Annotated in this window: 16 protein-coding genes; 10 read left to right on the forward strand and 6 right to left on the reverse strand. The window is 67.8% G+C overall.

Translation table 11 applies throughout. The annotated features are described in order from the left end of the window. Positions 1 to 170 precede the first annotated feature (170 nt). The 3 genes from cysS (at position 171) to cimA (ending at position 3,856) form a co-directional block, all read left to right on the forward strand. A complete protein-coding gene (gene cysS, locus ABB55_RS24885) occupies positions 171 to 1,568 on the forward strand; it encodes a cysteine--tRNA ligase (RefSeq protein ID WP_054361227.1) in 1,398 nt (465 codons plus the stop codon). Between the two features lie 186 nt (positions 1,569 to 1,754). Next, positions 1,755 to 2,249, forward strand: a complete 495-nt coding sequence (locus tag ABB55_RS24890) for a GFA family protein (protein WP_054361228.1) — start codon at positions 1,755 to 1,757, stop codon at positions 2,247 to 2,249. An 8-nt stretch (positions 2,250 to 2,257) separates the two neighbouring features. After that, positions 2,258 to 3,856, forward strand: a complete 1,599-nt coding sequence (gene cimA, locus ABB55_RS24895; RefSeq protein ID WP_054361229.1) for a citramalate synthase — start codon at positions 2,258 to 2,260, stop codon at positions 3,854 to 3,856. A gap of 39 nt (positions 3,857 to 3,895) precedes the next feature. Here cimA and adhP read toward each other — a convergent pair whose 3' ends face one another. The 4 genes from adhP to ABB55_RS24915 form a co-directional block, all read right to left on the reverse strand. After that, positions 3,896 to 4,924 (reverse strand): alcohol dehydrogenase AdhP, encoded by a 1,029-nt coding sequence (adhP, locus tag ABB55_RS24900; RefSeq protein ID WP_054361230.1) that lies wholly within the window; start codon positions 4,922 to 4,924, stop codon positions 3,896 to 3,898. A gap of 259 nt (positions 4,925 to 5,183) precedes the next feature. Continuing rightward, a complete protein-coding gene (locus ABB55_RS24905) occupies positions 5,184 to 6,350 on the reverse strand; it encodes an MFS transporter (protein ID WP_054361231.1) in 1,167 nt (388 codons plus the stop codon). A gap of 357 nt (positions 6,351 to 6,707) precedes the next feature. Then, the gene (locus ABB55_RS24910) at positions 6,708 to 7,220 is read right to left on the reverse strand and encodes a hypothetical protein (protein WP_054361232.1); all 513 of its coding nucleotides are present in this window, start codon (positions 7,218 to 7,220) and stop codon (positions 6,708 to 6,710) included. A 329-nt stretch (positions 7,221 to 7,549) separates the two neighbouring features. Next, positions 7,550 to 8,296 (reverse strand): DUF695 domain-containing protein, encoded by a 747-nt coding sequence (locus ABB55_RS24915; RefSeq protein WP_054361233.1) that lies wholly within the window; start codon positions 8,294 to 8,296, stop codon positions 7,550 to 7,552. Between the two features lie 442 nt (positions 8,297 to 8,738). Here ABB55_RS24915 and ABB55_RS24920 point away from each other — a divergent pair, with 442 nt between their 5' ends. Beyond that, on the forward strand, positions 8,739 to 9,674 hold the full coding sequence (locus tag ABB55_RS24920; protein WP_200912069.1) for a DNA-methyltransferase: 936 nt from the start codon (positions 8,739 to 8,741) through the stop codon (positions 9,672 to 9,674). Positions 9,675 to 9,695: 21 nt separating this feature from the next. Here the strand turns inward: ABB55_RS24920 and glf are convergent, their stop codons facing one another. Further along, positions 9,696 to 10,787 carry a UDP-galactopyranose mutase gene (glf, locus tag ABB55_RS24925; RefSeq protein WP_054361234.1) on the reverse strand — a complete coding sequence of 364 codons (1,092 nt, stop codon included), beginning with the start codon at positions 10,785 to 10,787 and terminating at the stop codon, positions 9,696 to 9,698. 58 nt (positions 10,788 to 10,845) lie between these two features. After that, positions 10,846 to 11,445, reverse strand: coding sequence for an LOG family protein (locus ABB55_RS24930; protein WP_054361235.1), 600 nt, complete (start codon positions 11,443 to 11,445; stop codon positions 10,846 to 10,848). 291 nt (positions 11,446 to 11,736) lie between these two features. On the opposite strand from ABB55_RS24930, the gene ABB55_RS24935 reads away from it, so the two are divergent. The 6 genes from ABB55_RS24935 (at position 11,737) to ABB55_RS24960 (ending at position 18,513) form a co-directional block, all read left to right on the forward strand. Beyond that, positions 11,737 to 13,644 carry an ABCB family ABC transporter ATP-binding protein/permease gene (locus ABB55_RS24935; RefSeq protein ID WP_054361236.1) on the forward strand — a complete coding sequence of 636 codons (1,908 nt, stop codon included), beginning with the start codon at positions 11,737 to 11,739 and terminating at the stop codon, positions 13,642 to 13,644. Between the two features lie 190 nt (positions 13,645 to 13,834). Beyond that, positions 13,835 to 14,572 (forward strand): CDP-alcohol phosphatidyltransferase family protein, encoded by a 738-nt coding sequence (locus tag ABB55_RS24940; protein ID WP_200912070.1) that lies wholly within the window; start codon positions 13,835 to 13,837, stop codon positions 14,570 to 14,572. A 127-nt stretch (positions 14,573 to 14,699) separates the two neighbouring features. Continuing rightward, positions 14,700 to 15,362 (forward strand): glutathione S-transferase family protein, encoded by a 663-nt coding sequence (locus tag ABB55_RS24945; RefSeq protein WP_054361237.1) that lies wholly within the window; start codon positions 14,700 to 14,702, stop codon positions 15,360 to 15,362. 252 nt (positions 15,363 to 15,614) lie between these two features. Then, positions 15,615 to 16,334 carry a phosphatidylserine decarboxylase gene (locus ABB55_RS24950; RefSeq protein WP_054361238.1) on the forward strand — a complete coding sequence of 240 codons (720 nt, stop codon included), beginning with the start codon at positions 15,615 to 15,617 and terminating at the stop codon, positions 16,332 to 16,334. Between the two features lie 38 nt (positions 16,335 to 16,372). Further along, positions 16,373 to 17,248, forward strand: coding sequence for a CDP-alcohol phosphatidyltransferase family protein (locus ABB55_RS24955; protein ID WP_054361239.1), 876 nt, complete (start codon positions 16,373 to 16,375; stop codon positions 17,246 to 17,248). Between the two features lie 260 nt (positions 17,249 to 17,508). After that, positions 17,509 to 18,513: a glycosyltransferase family 29 protein gene (locus ABB55_RS24960; protein ID WP_083463928.1), complete on the forward strand. Its 1,005-nt coding sequence runs from the start codon at positions 17,509 to 17,511 to the stop codon at positions 18,511 to 18,513. The last annotated feature ends 88 nt before the right edge of the window (positions 18,514 to 18,601 follow it).

Raw genomic sequence — 18,601 nt, forward strand, 5'->3', positions numbered from 1 at the left:
CGGCACCGGACAAATCCATCACACCAGCATCATGACGACCGGTCACGGCATCGACGCGATCAGCAAGATCGCCATCATCATTTGCGGCTAGCGCTCGCGCTGGCCCGGTTCCGTCTGCTCGCCCTGAAGACCAGATGAAACCCCGGCCAGCCGGCATGGGAGGTTTCTGTATGGTTCCGCGGTTCTACAACACGCTGACGCGCGACAAGGCGGATTTCCGCCCGCTCGATCCCTCGCACGTGCGCATGTATGTCTGCGGTCCGACCGTCTACGACCGCGCCCATATCGGCAATGCGCGCCCGCTGATCGTGTTCGACGTGCTGTTCCGGCTGCTGCAGGAACTCTACCGGACCTCGGCGCGCGTCACGTATGTCCGCAACATCACGGACGTGGAAGACAAGATCAACGCGCGCGCCGCCGAGCGTTTTCCCGAGATGGAGCCGGTCGCCGGCATCCGCCGTCTGACCGAGGAGACCTACCAGGGCTTCCGCGAGGATGTCGGCGCGCTCGGCTGCCTGCCGCCGACCGTCGAGCCGCGCGCCACCGAGCATATCGCCGAGATGATCGCCATCAACGAGCGGCTGCTCGCGTCCGGCAACGCCTATCTGTCCGAAGGGCATGTGCTCTTCAGCGTGCCGTCGATGGCCGACTACGGCCGTCTGTCGCAGCGCCCGCTCGACGAGATGCAGGCCGGCGCCCGCGTCGAGGTGGAGAGCTACAAGCGCGATCCGATGGATTTCGTGCTCTGGAAGCCGTCCAACCCGAGCGAGCCGGGCTGGAATTCGCCTTGGGGCTACGGCCGTCCGGGCTGGCACATCGAATGCTCGGCCATGGCCTGGAAGCATCTCGGCGAGACTTTCGACATCCATGGCGGCGGCATCGACCTGGTCTTCCCGCACCACGAGAACGAGATCGCCCAGTCGCGCTGCGCCTTCCATCAGCCGGTCATGGCCAGTGTCTGGATGCATAACGGCTTCCTGCAGGCCGAAGGCGAGAAGATGTCGAAATCGCTCGGCAACTTCGTCACCATCCGGGAATTGTTGGCCGACTGGCCGGGCGAGGTTCTGCGCCTGACCATGCTCAAGACGCACTATCGCCAGCCGATCGACTGGACCTTGAAGAGCCTGGAGGAGAGCGCGCGCACGCTCGACGACTGGTATTGGTTCGCGCGCGATCTGACCGCTTCGTCCCCCGACCACGCCGTGCTCGAAGCGCTGGCCGACGATCTCAACACGCCGAAGGCGATCGCCGAACTGCACGGCCTGCGCAATGCCGCGCAGCGCTCGGGCGCCGAGGCCGATCTCGCCCGCTTCGTCGGCTCGCTGCGCTTCCTCGGCTTCCTGGGCGAAAGCGCGGAAGCCTGGGCGGCGCGCAAGAAGGAGGCCGCCGGCGTCGATCAGGCGGCGGTCGAGGCTCTGGTCGCCGCGCGTCTGGCCGCGCGCAACGCCAAGAACTTCGCCGAATCCGACCGCCTGCGCGACGAACTCGCCGCGCTCGGCGTCATCCTGAAGGACTCCAAGGACCCGAAGACCGGCGCGTTCCGCACCGAATGGGAAGTCCGGCGATGAGCGAGGCGGAGCGTCTCGAACCGGCAACGGAACGCGAAGGGGCGTTGCGGCGGGGTGACCCTGCCGCACCGTCGCCGGAGGCCGTTGCCGTGCGGAATGGGTTCGCACGGTCGTCGCACGCTCGGCCACCGTCCTGTCCGAGATCGGTCCGGTGATCGGTCCCGACCCCCAGCCCGGAGCCGCCCCATGACCCCACCGTCGCCCATGACCGGCGGTTGCCAGTGCGGTGCCGTCCGCTTTGCCGCGCCGGCGCTCGGGCGGGCGTCGATCTGCCATTGCCGGATGTGCCAGAAGGCCTTCGGCGGTTATTTCGGGCCGCTGGTCGCCGCGCCTGGGCTGGTCTGGACGCGCGGCGCTCCGGCCGAATTCCGCTCCTCCAACAAGGTCCGGCGCGGCTTCTGCGCCGCCTGCGGCACGCCGCTGACCTACCAGGCCGACGACGCAACGGTGGTCGACGTGGCGCTCGGCGCGCTCGATCGTCCCGAGGACGTGCCGCCGACCGTGCAGCTGGCCGTCGAGAGCCGGCTATCCTTCTTCGCCGCCCTGGCCGGCCTGCCGGAGGAGCGCACCGGCGCCGACCCGCGCGATGCCCCGTTCCAGGACGGGCTCGTCTCCTACCAGCATCCCGACCACGACACCGCCACCTGGCCCGAACCCCGGTCCCCGGCCGACGAGATCTGAGATCCGACATGAAGTCCCGCGTCCATCTCTTTGATACGACGCTGCGCGATGGCGCGCAGACCAGCGGCATCGACTTCTCGCTCGAGGACAAGTGCCTCGTCGCGCGCATGCTGGACGAGTTCGGCATCGACTATGTCGAGGGCGGCTATCCGGGCGCCAATCCGCTCGACGACGCCTTCTTCGCGCAGAAGCGCACCCGCCGGGCCGCCTTCACGGCCTTCGGCATGACCAAGCGGCCGGGCGTCTCGGTCTCCAACGATCCCGGCATCGCGGCCCTGCTGGCGGTCCCCGCCGACGCCATCTGCTTCGTCGCCAAGTCCTGGGACTATCATGTGCATGTGGCGCTCGGCACCACGCTCGAGGAGAATCTCGACGGCATCCGCCGCTCGGTCGAGGCGGCCGTCGCGCGCGGCCGCGAGGTGCTGGTCGATTGCGAGCATTTCTTCGACGGCTACAAGGCCAATCCGGACTATGCGCGCGCCTGCGCCCTGGCGGCCTCGGAGGCCGGCGCCCGCTGGGTCGTGCTGTGCGACACCAATGGCGGCACCCTTCCGCACGAGGTCGAGCGGATCGTCGGCGAACTGACCGCCCATGTGCCGGGCGACCGGCTCGGCATCCACGCCCATGACGATACCGGCCAGGCGGTCGCCAACTCGCTCGCCGCCGTGCGCGCCGGCGTGCGCCAGATCCAGGGCACGCTCAACGGCATCGGCGAGCGCTGCGGCAACGCCAATCTGATCACGCTGATCGGCACGCTGAAGCTGAAACCCGACTATGCCGACCATTTCGAGATCGGCGTCCCGGACGCCAAGCTGCGCGAACTGACCACGCTGTCGCGGGCCTTCGACGAGGTGCTCAACCGCTCGCCGAACCGCCACGCGCCCTATGTCGGCGTCTCGGCCTTCGCCACCAAGGCCGGCATCCATGCCTCGGCCCTGATGAAGGACCCGCGCACCTACGAGCATGTCGAACCGGAAGCGGTCGGCAACCGCCGCCGGGTGCTGGTCTCCGATCAGGCCGGCAAGTCCAATCTGATGGCGGAACTGGCCCGCTTCGGTATCGCCGCCGATCGCGACGATCCGCGCGTCGACCGGCTGCTCGCCGAGGTCAAGGAGCGCGAGTCGCGCGGCTTCGCCTACGAGGCCGCCGACGCCTCGCTGGAACTGCTCGCCCGGCGCATCCTGGGCGGCGTGCCGAACTATTTCGATGTGCAGAGCTTCCGCGTCATGGTCGAGCGCCGTTACAACGCGATCGGCGAATTGGTCACGGTGTCGGAGGCGACCGTCAAGGTCCAGGTCGGCGACCATGTCGTCTTCTCGGCCGCGGAGGGCAACGGCCCGGTCAACGCGCTCGACGGCGCCCTGCGCAAGGATCTCGGCGGCTACCAGCCCTTCATCGCCGATCTCGAGCTGGTCGACTTCAAGGTGCGCATCCTCAACGGCGGCACCGGGGCGACTACCCGCGTGCTGATCGAATCCAAGGATGGCGACGAGAACCGCTGGTTCACCATCGGGGTCTCGGAAAACATCATCGACGCCTCGTTCCAGGCCCTGATGGATTCGATCGTCTACAAGCTGGTCAAGAGCGGCGCGTCCCTGGTGGCCTGAGGCGCCGCCGGCGGGCCGGAGCCCGCCGGCGCGCGGCCGTCAATCGCGGAAGTCGAGCACGACACGGCCTTCGATCGTGCCCTGGCGCATGCGGTCGAAGATGCCGTTGATGTCGTCCAGCCGGCCCCAGGAATAGTGGCTCTTGACCTTGCCCTCGCCGGCGAAGGCGAGCGCCTCGGCGAGGTCGGCGCGGGTGCCGACGATCGAACCGCGCACCGTGATGCGCTTCAGCACGGTGTCGAAGATCGGCAGCGCGAAGGGACCCGGCGGCAGGCCGACCAGCGCCATGGTGCCCTTCGACCGCAGCATGTGAAAGGCCTGATCGATGGCCGTGGGCGAGACGGCCGTGACCAGCACGCCGTGAACGCCGCCGACCGCCTTCTGCACCACGGCGGCCGCGTCCTCGGTCCGGGCGTTGACGGCCAGATCGGCGCCGACCGCCCGCGCGAGGTCCAGCTTGTCGTCCGCGACATCGACCGCCACGCAATGGAAGCCCATCGCCTTGGCATATTGCACGGCCATGTGGCCGAGCCCGCCGATGCCGGAGATCGCAACCCATTCGCCGGGCCGCACTTCGGTCTCCTTGAGGCCCTTGTAGACGGTCACGCCGGCGCAAAGCACCGGAGCGGCTGCGCCGAATTCCAGCCCGTCGGGCAGATGGCCGACATATTTCGGATCGGCGAGCACATATTCGGCGAAGCCGCCGTTGACCGAGTAGCCGGTATTCTGCTGCTGCCCGCACAGCGTCTCCCAGCCGGTGAAGCAATAGGGGCAGGCGCCGCAGGCGGTGTGCAGCCACGGCACGCCGACCCGATCACCCTCCCGGACCGCGCTGACGCCGGCGCCGAGTGCGGCGACCACGCCGACGCCTTCGTGTCCCGGAATGAAGGGCGGATTGGGCTTCACCGGCCAGTCGCCGTCGGCGGCGTGAAGGTCGGTATGGCAGACGCCCGAGGCCGCCATCTTGACCAGGATCTGACCCGGCCCCGGCGTGGGAACGGGAACCTCGCGAATGACCAGGGGCTTGCGGAAAGCCTCGACCACGGCGGCACGCATCGTCTGAGCCATGATGTCCTCATCGACCGAATGAACCGGTTCGGACCACCCAGGCGCCAGCCGGCTTCGGCGCGGCAACCCGGGGTGGTCCGTTGGGTGGCGAGATCATCACTCGCGTCGTCGGCGGTCGTTGATGAAGATCAATCCTTCGAACGATTGGAAATGTTCGAAAGTCATGTATGCAGGCCCATGGCCGCGATGTCGGCAAACAAATCGCCAGTCGTCCGGCGGATTTTACCCGGAAGTCATGTCCCGGTCGGATCCGAATTGATCAATATTGCGGCAGGCGCCGTTCGCGATGACGTAGAGAGAGCGCCGCGACGATGCCGAATAGGACCATGATCAGCCCGAGACCGCGGAAGGCGGCGACGTAACCGCCGAGGTCGACGGCGCTCTTCATCAGGATCGGACCGGTGCCGTTGCCGAAGAACAGGCAGCAGGCGAAGACCGCGACCGACGAGCCGCGCGCCTCCGGTGCCATCTCGGTGGCGCGGGTCTGCAGGTTGTTGTGGATCAGCGTGAAGGCGAAGCCGACGCCGGCCGAGGCGGCCATGTGGCCGGCGACGGGTAGCGGCAGGGCCATCGCCTCGACGGCAAGGCCGCCGATCAGGCCGCCGGCAGCGATCATGCCGTAGCTGCCGAAGAGCCGGAGGATCGGCTTGACGACCAGCGTCAGCGCCATGCCGCCGACCGCATAGGAGGCGATCACGAAGCCGATATCGCCCGGCGACAGATGGCGCATCTCCGACAGGTAGGCCGGCGCGAAGGCCAGGAAGCCGAAGAACAATCCGCCCTCGACGAAGACGATCGGCAAGAGCGCGCGGGCCTTGTCGCCGGTGAGAATCCCGGCATAGCGGCGAAGCGTGCCGCCGAGCGTCAGCGGTTCGGACGAGGCGTCGCCGCCGGCGCGGATCGTGAAAAGGCCGAGCCCGATGCCGAGGGCCAAGAGCGCGTAGCCGGCATAGATCAGCCGCCACGGCATCACCTCGGCCAGGATGCCGGTGACGAAGGAACCGGCGATCTGACCCGAGAAGGTCGCCACCATGAAACGCGACAGCATGACCTGGCGGTCGGGCAGGGCGAAGCGGTCGCCGATCGTGGCGAGGCCGAGCGGGATGACCGCGCCGCCGAACATGCCGGACAGGAAGCGCAGCGTCAGCATGGTCGGATAGTCGGGGGCGAGTGCCGAAGCCGCGATCATGGCGGCCAGCGCCAGCACGGCGAGCCGGATCACTCGCGTCTTGCCGAAACGGTCGCCGAGCGGGCCGAAGACCAGTTGGAACAGCGCATAGGGCAGGGCGAAGGCGGTCGCGAACAGGGCGATGCGCGTCGGCTCCACGGCGAAATCATGGGAGAGCGGCCCGACCACGGGATCGGTCATGCGCATGACCACGGTCGACATGAAGGCGGCAGCGCCGAGCGCCAGAAAAAACGGCATGGAACGGGTCCCGGGGATGACCGCCCCTGCGGGCCGGCACCGCAGCGCCGCCCTGGTCGGGCAGGCGCGCGGAGCCGGACGGGCCGGGACATTCGAACGGCAGGAAGACGCGCACGGCGCCGATCGTCGGGATCGGCGCCGCCCACGAGGATGAGGCGATTAGCTGTGGCGCCGCAGCGGTCGGGTCAACCAGTCCCGGCCGCATAGCCCGCATGTGCGGGGCGGGGGCGGCGGGGCGTCGGCAGGTCCGGCCGGTGTTCCCGGCGACGATCCCAGGTCGCTGCCGCGTCGGCTCATCGCCTCCGGGCAAGATCTCGCGCGATCTTCGCGTGCGTCGAGGACCGAAGACGACCGGCGCTATTTCGCCACGCGGGTCAGGCGCGCGCAGACATGGACGACGCCCGGGCTCGCTGCGGAGGCCGCGCCGAGCCTGGCTTCGACCTTCTTGTAGGTGCACCAGGCGCCCGGCGTCCCGGTGCCCTGGAACTGCGCGTCGGCCGGGTAGCCGCCCCGGCGGTTCGACCAGCAGACCGCGATCTGGCCGACATTGCCGGCGTCGCATTTGGCCGTCGGCGCCTTGCCGCCGGTCCAGCCCTCGTCCTCGCCGGCCCAGTCGGCGACATAGCGGGTATTGACCCAGCCATAGGCCTCCTGCGCGTTCAGCCAAAACATCAGAAGCAGCGCCCCGATCGAGACGGTCCCGAACACGAACAGAAAGAACAGCCGGATCGCCCCGAACCCCTTTTCGCGGGCGACGAAGCCGGTCAGCACGACGGCGGCGAACAGGGCCACGATCCCGGCCAGCGTGGCGAGCGGAAACAGGCCGTCCCTGTCGGTCGAATGGATGGCGGCATTCAGGAATTCGAGCATGGCCACAGCCCCCCGGAGCCTCGCGGATCAGGCCCCCGACGCTATGCGGCGGCCACCGCGCCGTGAAATATTAACGTATCGTGGGGAACCGCGGTATGACGGAATGGATTCTGCCGGACCGGCGCGCGTGACGCGCGACGGGAGGCGGTTGCGGCCTCCGGCCTCCGAGTGGCTGTGCCCTCCAGGCCGGAGGCACGCGCGGCTCATGCCGCGGCGCCGGGCGCAGGTCGGCCAGAATGCGCCGCCTCACGTCGACGCCGCCATCGCCTCGATCCAGATCGCCCCAGGACGCCTCGGGCGAATGGAGGCCTTTGGATCCGGCCTTTGGACTATGGCGTCGGCCGTCTGATGACGGCCGCGCAGCCCCAGCCGTCATAGTCACCGTTGTGTTCCAGGGCGGCTCGATACAGGCCGATCGTCACGGGATCGATTTGATCCGGCCGGTCGCTTCTCGAGAAGGAAATTCCAAACCTGCCGTCTTGAGACGCCGGCTTGTCAGAAATCGAGAATCCGTCCGTGACGAGGAAGCGGGCATATGCGTCCCGGTCGTGAACGGTCCGAAAAACGGCGAAATGATCGATCGGGCGCGGACAATCGGAATGGTCGCCGTTCTGCTGGAGCTGATAAACCACATCGCGGTTGCCGATAAGCTGAAGATCCTCGGCCGAGGGGTAGAGGAACTGGGAGTAGGTCGTCCACTCCGTGTCCAGACGCGTGCCTGTCTCGAATGCGTATTGCGGCCAGTTCTGCATGAGAAGACGGAGATTGTTCTCGATCGCGGCGTCGCGTGTGTAGAAATAGAAATCGCGACAGCCGTCCGATGTGCTGCGGCCGACGTAGAGCGTTCGATCGTCACCGGCGGCGAACTTGAAGATAGTATCCTCAAGAGCCATCAGCGTTTCGTATTCCGCCTGACTGGAAAGGCCGTCGTCGCGAGGCTCTCGCATCCGCACGCTGAGAAAGGCCATGGTGGGGAAGCCGGCGGCCGGGACCAATTCGTTGATCCCGAGGTCAACGAAGATGGAGGCCGGCTTGTCCTCGATCATGAGCGGGTAGAAATTCCAGCGATCCGACATCGGCCCAGGTCCCATCCCTCGGGGGCGAACGACAACGCGCCGCGGCAGTCCGATGGCGTCGACGCGGCGCACGAGCCTTTCGCCGGCCGTGCTTCGTCCGGCATCGGAAATCGGCGCGGGGTCAGTATCCGGTCAATTCCAGTCGCGTTCAAAGGTTGGTTGTCGGTGCTTGTGTCCTTGGTGGAAAGGCGGCCGTTGCGGTCCCGCGGGACCCGGCGGACCGCGGCTCCGTCGGCACGCCGGGGTCGGTCTCGCTTGCTTTCGCAGGCGAGGTTGTGGCTCTTCGATGACGTCGGGGTCCCGCTGTCGGTCGGACGCGCCATGGGCGGACGATGCGCAGCCGCCGCATGGTCTTGTTCGTTCATGACTGCAGTCCGGCTCCGGACGGCCCCAAGGGCGGCAAATCCGATGACCGCCGCAGTTCCCATCGAGGTCAGGTGACTTGGCGATCGAAAGCGCGAAAGACGGACCGGACGCCGAGACCTCGGAGGGGGCTGTCGATTCGGTTCGCCTCGGTCGCGCCGACCTGATCCGGGCGGATTGCTTCGACTGGCTGGCCGCGCGGCCGGACCGTTCGATCGAGGCGGTGGTGACCGATCCGCCCTATGGGCTGGTCGAATATACCGCCAAGGAGACCGCGAAGCTTCGGACCGGCCGGGGCGGGGTCTGGCGCATTCCGCCGAGCTTCGACGGCCATCGCCGGGCGCCGCTGCCGCGCTTCACGGTGCTGACGGATCAAGATCGGGCGGCGCTGGAGGCCTTCTTCCGGGCGTTCGGCCGGCAGGTCGCGCGGGTCTGCGTGCCCGGCGCCCATGTGGTCGTCGCCGCCAATCCGCTGCTCGCCCATATCGTCGCCACGGCGATGACCGGTGCGGGGCTCGAACTGCGCGGCTATATCGCCCGCCACGTCATGACCATGCGCGGCGGCGACCGGCCGAAGAATGCCCATGAGGAATTCGATGGCGTCTCGGTGATGCCGCGTTCGCAATGGGAGCCCTGGGTGGTGCTGCGGGCGCCGCTCGACGGCCGGGTGCAGGATACGCTGCGCCGCTGGGGCACCGGCGGCTTCCGGCGTCCGTCGCCCGACCGGCCCTTCGGCGACCTGATCCGTTCGCATCCGACGCCGGCGGCGGAAAAGCGGATCGCGCCGCATCCGTCGCTGAAGCCGCAGGCCTTCATGCGCCAGATCGCCCGGGCCGTCCTGCCGCTCGGGCGCGGCACGGTGCTCGATCCCTTCATGGGGGCGGGCTCGACGCTCGCCGCCTGCGAGGCCGTCGGCTACGACAGCATCGGCATCGAGCGCGATCCGGACTATTTCCGCCTCGCCGTCGAGGCGGTGCCGAGGCTCGCGGCGCTGTCGGTGCGGATCGACCCTTGAGCGGTGCCCGCCGCGCCGGCATCAGGCGCCGAGATCCGCGGCGGTCTTGAGGGCCGCGCCGACGACCTGATCCATGTTGTAGTAGCGATATTCGGCGAGGCGGCCGACGAAGGAGACGCGCGCTTCTTCGGCCGCGAGCGCCTTGTAGCGCTGATAGAGCGCCTCGTTTTCCGGTCGCGGGACGGGATAGAAGGGCTCGCCGTCGGCGCAAGGGTATTCGCGCATGATCGAGGTGCCGGCGGCCTGCTGGCCGGTCAGATGCTTGAATTCGGTGATGCGCGTGAAGGCGTGGTCGTTGGGATAGTTGACCTGGCCGACCGGCTGGAAGGTCGCCCTGTCGGCGAGATGCTGGTGCTCGAAGCGCAGCGAGCGATAGGGCAGGCGGCCGAAGCGGTGGCCGTAGAAGCTGTCGATCGGACCGGTGAAGATCAGGTGATCCCACGCGATCTCGTCGCGGACCTGGGAGAAGTCCGTCGACAGCCGGACCGTGATCCGCGGGCTCGACAGCATGGCCTCGAACAGGCGCGTGTAGCCGGCCGCCGGCATGAACTGGAACCGGTCGGTGAAATAGCGGTCGTCGTCGCCGGTGCGCGTCGGGATGCGGGCGGCGACGCTGGCCGAGAGCTCGGCGAGGTCGAGACCCCATTGCTTGCGCGTATAGCCGCGGAAGAAGCGGTCGCAGAGATCGGTGCCGATGCTCGCCAGCACCGCGTCCTCGCTGGTCCGGACGGTGTCGATCGGCACCCGCACGGCGTCGAGATGGGCGCGGATGCCGGCCTCGTCCAGGCTCCAGCCGTAGAGCCCGTTGATCGTCGTCCGGTTGATCGGCATCGGCAGCAGCTTGCCGTCGACCGCCGCCAGCACGCGATGCTCGTAGAAGCGCCAGTCGGTGAAGCGGCTCAGATAGGCGAAGATGCGCTCGGCATTGGTATGGAAGATGTGCGGACCGTAGGGATGGACGAGAATGCCGTGGGGATCGGGACGGTCGTAGGCGTTGCCGCCGATATGGTCGCGCCGGTCGATCACCAGCACGGTCCGGCCGGATGCGGCGAGGCGCTCCGCCGAGACCGCTCCGGCAAAGCCGGCACCGACCACCAGGCAATCGACCTTCACGGCCGCCCCCCGTCGCGCGATCGGCCGGTGCGCGCCGCCGCGACGGCCATGGCCGGCCTCAGAGCCGGTCGAGCGGCAGGCCGGCGCCGACGGCGGCCCGGGTCTGCGCCTGCACGGCGCGCGCGGTCGGGATCACGTCCTCGATCCGGCCGACCACCGAATAGCTGACCTCGAGGCCGGGCCGGATGAAGCCGGAGCGGCGCATATGCTCGAGCAGTTCGGCGAGCGGGTGCCAGAAGCCGCCGATGTCGGCGAGCACGATCGGCTTGGCATGCTGGCCGAGCTGGACCCAGGTCATCTGCTCGACGACCTCCTCCAGCGTGCCGATGCCGCCGGGCAGGGTGACGAAGGCGTCGCACTGCTCGAACATGATGCGCTTGCGCTGGTGCATGTCCTTTGTGACGACCAGTTCGCTCACCTCCGGCAGCATCACCTCGCGGTCGACCAGGAACTGGGGAATGACGCCGAGCACGGTGCCGCCGCCGTCGAGGACCGCGCGCGCGACGGTTCCCATCAGGCCGATCGAGCCGCCGCCATAGACGAGCCGGATCTGCTCCCGGGCCATGGTTTCGCCGAGCGTTCGGGCCGCCGCCTCGAAGGCCGGATCGGCGCCGAGCGCGGAACCGCAGAAGACGCAGATGGATCGAATCTCGCTCATATCGTTTCTCTGGCGGCCTGCCACGATCTCGTCAAGCGTGCCGGTCCCGCCGAGGGCTCGGCCTGCCGACCGGGGTGGCGGCACGCGGTTTCTGCCGTCGCCTGCGGTTGCGGGCGCGACGTCGCGGCGGATCCATGCAGAGGCCATGCCGCATCATGTTGGCGGCGGCTTGCAGCCATCCCGGTCACGGCGTCCAGTTTTCCCTTTCGGCCCCTTATGGCGGCGGTTTGCAGCGTCTATATACGGCCCGGCGCGTTCCGCGCCCCTTGCCCCAGGATTTGGACCTCCACGATGACACCGCACCAAACGGCGTCCGCGCCGAAGATCTCGGCGGACAGCGGCCGCACTCTCCAGTCGCTCAAGGCGTTGTGGCCGCATATCTGGCCCCATGACCGGGGCGACCTGAAACTGCGCGTCGTCGTCGCGATGGTCTTCCTGCTCGTCGGCAAGGTGCTCACCGTCCTGCTGCCCTATGCCTACAAATGGGCCACCGACGCGCTCGCGCCGGGTGCAACGGCACCGACCGCCGTGCAGTACCTGGCCGCGCCGGTGCTCCTGGTCATCGCCTATGGGGTGATCCGGATCATCTTCAACGGCTTCAACCAGTTGCGCGACGCCCTGTTCGCCTCGGTCGGCCAGCATGCGGTGCGCCAGCTTGCCAACCGCACCTTCCGGCACCTGCACGAACTGTCGCTGCGCTTCCATCTGCAGCGGCGCACCGGCGGCCTGTCGCGGATCATCGAGCGCGGCGCCAACGGCATCGAGACAATCGTCCGCATGACGATCCTGGCCGGCATCCCGACGCTCCTGGAATTCGCCCTGATGGCCGGCGTGATCGCCTGGCAGTTCGACTGGACCTATGTGGCCGTCATGGCCGTGACGGTCTGGCTCTATGTCTGGTTCTCGGTGAAGGCGTCCGACTGGCGCATCCGCATCCGGCGCGACATGAACGACGCCGATACCGATTCCATGTCGAAAGCCGTCGACAGCCTGCTCAACTTCGAGACGGTCAAGTATTTCAACAACGAGCCGATGGAGGCGGAGCGCTACGACCGCGCCACGGCCAAATACGAGAATGCCGCGACCCGCACCTATACCTCGCTGGCGTGGCTGAATTTCGGGCAGGCGGTGATCTTCACGGTCGGCATGGTGATCACGATGGTCATGTCGGCGCAGGCGGTGCTCGCCGGCACGCAGACCATCGGCGATTTCGTCATGATCAACGCGCTGATGACCCAGCTTTCCATGCCGCTCAACTTCATCGGCACGCTCTACCGCGAGATCAGCCAGGGCCTCGCCGACATGGAGGCGATGTTCAAGGTGCTCGACGTGCCGGCGGAAGTCGTCGACAGGCCGGGCGCGCCGGCGCTCGACGTGAAGGCCGGCGTGATCCGCTTCGAGGACGTGCATTTTTCCTACGATCCGGACCGGGCCATCCTGCGCGGCATCTCGTTCGAGGTGCCGGCCGGCCGGACCATCGCCATCGTCGGTCCGTCGGGGGCCGGCAAGTCGACCATCTCGCGGCTGTTGTTCCGCTTCTATGACGTCGGCGCCGGCCGGATCACCATCGACGGCCAGGACATCCGCGACGTGACCCAGGCGAGCCTGCGCCAGCGCATCGGCATGGTTCCGCAGGATACCGTGCTGTTCAACGACACGATCGCCTACAACATCCGCTACGGCCGGCCGAGCGCCAGCGAGGCGGAGGTGCGCGAGGCGGCCCGCATGGCCCAGATCTCCGACTTCATCGAGCGTCTGCCGAAGGGGTTCGACACCGAGGTCGGCGAGCGCGGCCTGAAGCTTTCCGGCGGCGAGAAGCAGCGCGTCGCCATCGCCCGGACCATCCTCAAGGCACCGCCGATCCTGATGCTCGACGAGGCGACCAGCGCGCTCGACACCCATACCGAGCGCGAGATCCAGACCGCGCTCGACCAGGTCTCGCTCAACCGGACCACGCTGGTGATCGCCCATCGCCTGTCCACCGTGGTCAATGCCGACGAGATCATCGTGCTGGAGCATGGCGTGATCGTCGAGCGCGGCCGGCATCAGGACCTGCTCGATCATGGCGGGCTCTACGCCTCGATGTGGGAGCGCCAGCGTGCCGTCGACGAAGCGCGCGAACGCCTGCGCGTCACCGAAGAGCAGGACACGCTCGGCCTTGCGGTCAAGACGCGCCGGGCCGAGACGGCGGCCGAGTAGCGCATCGGTGGTTTGCCGTCCGCGAGATCACTGGCGGTACGGGGGGCGATCCGGTATGATGTCGGTTCTGTAACGAAAAACGTGCCGAGGACGGATTGGTGACCAGGCGGGCGAATGCGGCTGATGCAGCCTTGAATTTCGCGGCACCGGCGCCGGTCGCAACGTCGATTGCGGTGGCGGGAGGCTCCTCTTGAACATTGCTGCCGCCGTGGCCAAGCGCCAGAACGTCCTCATCGCGCTCGCGATTCACGCCTTTACGGCCTCCGGCATCGTGCTGGCGATGCTGGCCGCCGTGTCTGCCTACAAGCTCGACTGGCAGGCCTTCTTCGCCTGGCTCGGCATCGCCCTGTTCGTCGACGGCGTCGACGGGCCGATCGCCCGGCGTTTCCATGTCGAGCGCAACCTGCCGACCATCTCGGGCGCGGCCCTCGATTTCGTGGTCGACTACGTCACCTATGTTTTCCTTCCGGCCTTCGCATTGGCGACCGGCGGCTTCACGTCGGCGCCGATCGCGCTCGCGCTCGCCGGCGTGATCGTCTTCACCAGCGCGCTCTATTTCGCCGATACCCGCATGAAGATGAAGAACAACGCCTTCCGCGGCTTTCCGGCCGTGTGGAACGGCGTCGTGTTTCTGTTCTTCGTGTTCCGGCCGCCGACCGAGGTGATCGTCGGCGTGACGCTGCTGCTCGCCGTGCTGACCTTCCTGCCGGTCGCCTTCGTGCATCCCGTGCGCGTCGAGCGCTGGCGTCCGGTGACGCTTGCCGTCACGGTCGTGTGGTTCGTTCTGGCCGGCATCACGCTCGCCGAGAGCTTGGCGCCGCCGGCGGTGGTCGCGTGGAGCCTGCTCGCCACGAGCCTCTATCTTGCCTCGGTCGCTGCCGTGCAGCAGGGTCTCGACTGGTTCGACCGAGCCCGCCGCGGGCTCTGACGTCGGGCCCGACGGCCTATGAACCCTGGACCGATCCCGCCTTGAGCTGGTCCCGATCACGGCCGGACTTCGCGCCGGACCGGCTTCGGCGCGCCGCCCCTGTTCCGATTCTGGATGGTTCCGCCCCATGCACACGTTGTTCTATTCACCCGCCGCCTGTTCGCTCGCGCCGCATATCGTGCTCGAGGAGATCGGCAAGCCGTTCGGCCTGGAACTGGTGCGGGCCGGCGTCGACACGGTCAAGCCGGATTGGTTCGCCCGCAATCCGAAGGGGCGGGTGCCGGCGCTGACCGGCGTTCCGGGCTCGATCGGCGGCGGTCCGGACCTTCTGACCGAATGCAACGCGATCATGATCTATCTGGCGCGCACCAATCCGGAGGTCGGGCTGGTGCCGGCCGATCCGGCGCGCGAGGCGCGCATGATCGAATGGATGAACTGGCTGGCCGCGTCGTTTCATGCCGCCGCCTATGCCTCGGTCCGCCGGCCGGGGCGCTTCCTGGACGATCCGGCCCTGCATCCGCAGCTGCAGGAGAAGGGCATGCGCACCGTCAAGGAGCATTGCGCCCTGATCGACCGCATCCTGGCCGACGGCCGCGACTGGGCGGTGCCGGGCGGCTACACGCTGGCCGATCCCTATCTCTTCACCTTCTATGTCTTCCTCTACCGCTTCGAGGGCTTCGACCGCTCGCCCTATCCGGCCTGGACGGCGCATGCCGCCAAGGTCCTGGAGCGCCCGGCCGTCCGCCGCGCCCTCGCCCAGGAGGGGATTGCCATGGACCTGCCGGCCTGATCCCATCTCAGGCAGGAAGGCGGGCCGTCAGACCGGACGACATCCTCCGGTTGGCGGCCTCGCGGTTCCATGCCGACCGGGGCCCGAGCGGTCGGCCGGCCGCGCGTGACCTGACTTTCCAACGCCGCCAATCCGTGCCAAGTCTGCCGCGCCGTCGGCGCATTCCTGCGCCAGACGCTGATGGGACGTGTGGGCTCGTTCCGCGCGGCCGTCTATTCGTTGCCCGCTCCGGCATGGAGGGACCCGTCCCCGATGAATTCCGTCGTCAAGTCGATCGCCGCCGCCATTCCGAAGGTCAACCGGGAGGGCTATCCCTTCGTCGCCATCGCGGCGGGGCTGACCCTGGTCGCCAGTTTCATCTGGTCGCCGCTCGCCTGGATCCTGTTCGGCCTGACGATCTGGGTCGTCGCCTTCTTCCGCGATCCGCCGCGCGTGACGCCCGTGGCGCCGGGCCTGGTGATCGCGCCGGCCGACGGGCGGGTGTCGCAGATCGGTCCCGCGGTGCCGCCGCGCGAACTCGATCTCGGCGACGAGGGCTGGATCCGCGTCTCGATCTTCATGAACGTGTTCAACTGCCACGTGAACCGGGCCCCGGTCGGCGGCCGGATCATGCGCATCGCCTACAAGCCGGGCAAGTTCCTCAATGCGGAGCTCGACAAGGCGAGCGAGCACAACGAACGCAACGGTCTGGTCATCGCCACCGACGACCGGCCCGGCGCCGGCGTGACCATCGGCGTCGTCCAGATCGCCGGCCTGGTGGCGCGGCGGATCGTCTCCTGGGCGAAGGAGGGCGAGACCATCGCGCCCGGCGACCGGTTCGGCATGATCCGATTCGGCTCGCGGCTGGATGTCTACATGCCGGCCGGGACGGTGCCGCTGGTGGCGGTCGGGCAGACCACGATCGCCGGCGAGACCGTGATCGCCGATCTGTCGCGGCCGGGCAGCGGCCATGAGGTGGTCCGGGTCAGCTGATCCCGCCGCGCCCAACTGCCGAGCTTCTGGAGGAGACCTTGGACGACCTGTTCCCGCCCGTGGTGCACGAATCGACCAAGACCGGCCGCCGCTTCGCGCGTCTGCGCGCGGTCCCGTTCCGCATCGTTCTACCCAACCTGGTGACGCTCCTGGCGCTGGTCTCCGGGCTGACGGCAATCCGGATGGCGCTGGAGGCACGGTGGGAATGGGCCGTCGGGGCGGTCGTCGTCGCGGCCCTGCTGGATGCCGTCGACGGCCGCGTCGCGCGCTGGGTGAAGGGGACCTCGAAGTTCGGCGCCGAACTCGACAGCCTGGCCGACTTCGTCAATTTCGGCGTGGTGCCGGGCCTGCTTCTTTACATTTGGATGCTGAGCGAGATCCGATCGCTCGGCTGGCTCGCCGTGATCGCCTTCGCGATCGCGATGGCCCTGCGGCTCGCGCGCTTCAATGTCATGGTCGACAAGCCGAAGCCCGACTGGCACGCCAATTTCTTCACCGGCATGCCGGCCCCGGCCGGCGCCATCACGGTGCTGCTGCCGCTCTATCTCAACGACTTCATCACGATCCCGCACAATCGCGCCGTCGCGGTCGTGCTGTCGATCTATGTCCTGTTCATCGCCTTCATGGCGGTGTCGACCATCCCGACCTTCTCGGGCAAGAAGATGGGCACCCGGGTGCCGCGCGAGCGGATCATTCCGCTGTCGGTGCTGTTCGTCCTGTTCGTCGCGGTGCTGGCGACCTATCCGTTCCCGGTGCTGGCCCTGCTGGCGATCGTCTATCTCGCCTTCATTCCGGTCGGCTGGAACTGGTATCGCCAGCATGAGAAGAGGGATCGCGCGGCGGCCGCACAAGTGCCGACCGGCGATGCGGCTCCGGAGGGCACGGCTCCGGTATCACCCGCCGAGAGCGCCTGAGCGTCGTTCAATGTCGATTTCGGCGGGCCGGAGACCTCTCCGGTCCTCCACTCCTGGCCTGGCAACTGAAATTCGAGCTGGGATCGGCTCAGGAAGCTTTACGTTTCGAAGCGGAGGCGTCACGGTGTCGTGATCGGGAGCCACGGCGTCATGACCCAGACAGGTGTCGGGGCGTAAGGGTTCCGTCGCGCCGTCCGGTCCGGAGCCGGATCACACCGTGAAATATCAGTCAATACACTCAGATCCGTGCCGGGTTCGACATGAACGCCCACTTCAAGGACAGCCTATCCTCCTCGCCGATGAGCGTCCGGGCGCAGATCGAGACGTTCAAGCTCGAGCAGTCCAGTCCTGCGGACCGGATCGCGCATGCCAAGACGCTGTTCGATACGGAGGGGCCGACCAACGACGTCGTGGATCGGGTGCGCGAGATCGCCGGTAGCTTCGGCTGGTTCGGCGAGAAACTCCGGGACCGGACCCGCTGCATCCTGGCCAATGTCTATGCGGAGCGCGGCGATTGGATCGGCGCCTATCGGGCACTCGGCTCGGTCCGCAAGCAGGGATGGCCGATGGTCGTCCAGTACGGCTCGACGGCGTGTCTCGCGGCCCTGCACGAACTCGGTTACGCCGCCGTCCCGGTGATCGAGGAATGCGCCAGGCTGATGCCGATCGGCGAACGACGCATGCTCGAATTGCACCAGCTGCTCGCGGACCGTTCGAAGACGATCGCGGTGGTCGGCAATTCGCCGGTTCAGATCGGCCGCGGCGCCGGTGCCGAGATCGACGCGCACGATATCGTCATCCGCTTCAACAATTTTTCCGAAGACGACCGCTTCACGGTCGATTACGGCCGCAAGACCACCATCTGGGCGCGCAGCGGCGGCCATATCGATGTCTGGCGGCGCCCGCCGGGCGCCTACGACTTCGTCCTCTTCTCCGGTGCCGACCGGCGCTATCACGGCGCACAGGCCTGGGATGTGCTTGAGACGGAACGTGCGGGCGGTCGTGCCGCCTTCGTTCCGACCCGGGTCTTCGTCGAACTCGTCAAGGCTCTCGACCGCATGCCGAGTGCCGGACTTCTGATCCTGCACTGGCTGCGCAAGATACGCGGACCTCTCGCGGCCGGCGGGGTCTCCTACTATGGCTTCAAGTTGACCGATCAGAACGACGGCACCAATCGGCACTATTTTGCCAATCCGACGCCGGCGAAGGGCCGTCACGACTGGGACGCCGAGGCGGCCTATCTGGCGACCGTCATTCTGGGCTGACGCTACTGCCCTGCGAAGCGTTGTCGCCGCCGTGCCCCTGCCGCGGCCACGCTGGCGTGCCCCCCCGATACTGCAATGACCGTTGCGC

This window comes from Prosthecodimorpha hirschii (genome assembly GCF_001305515.1).
In the GTDB taxonomy this organism is placed as follows: Bacteria; Pseudomonadota; Alphaproteobacteria; order Rhizobiales; family Ancalomicrobiaceae; genus Prosthecodimorpha; species Prosthecodimorpha hirschii.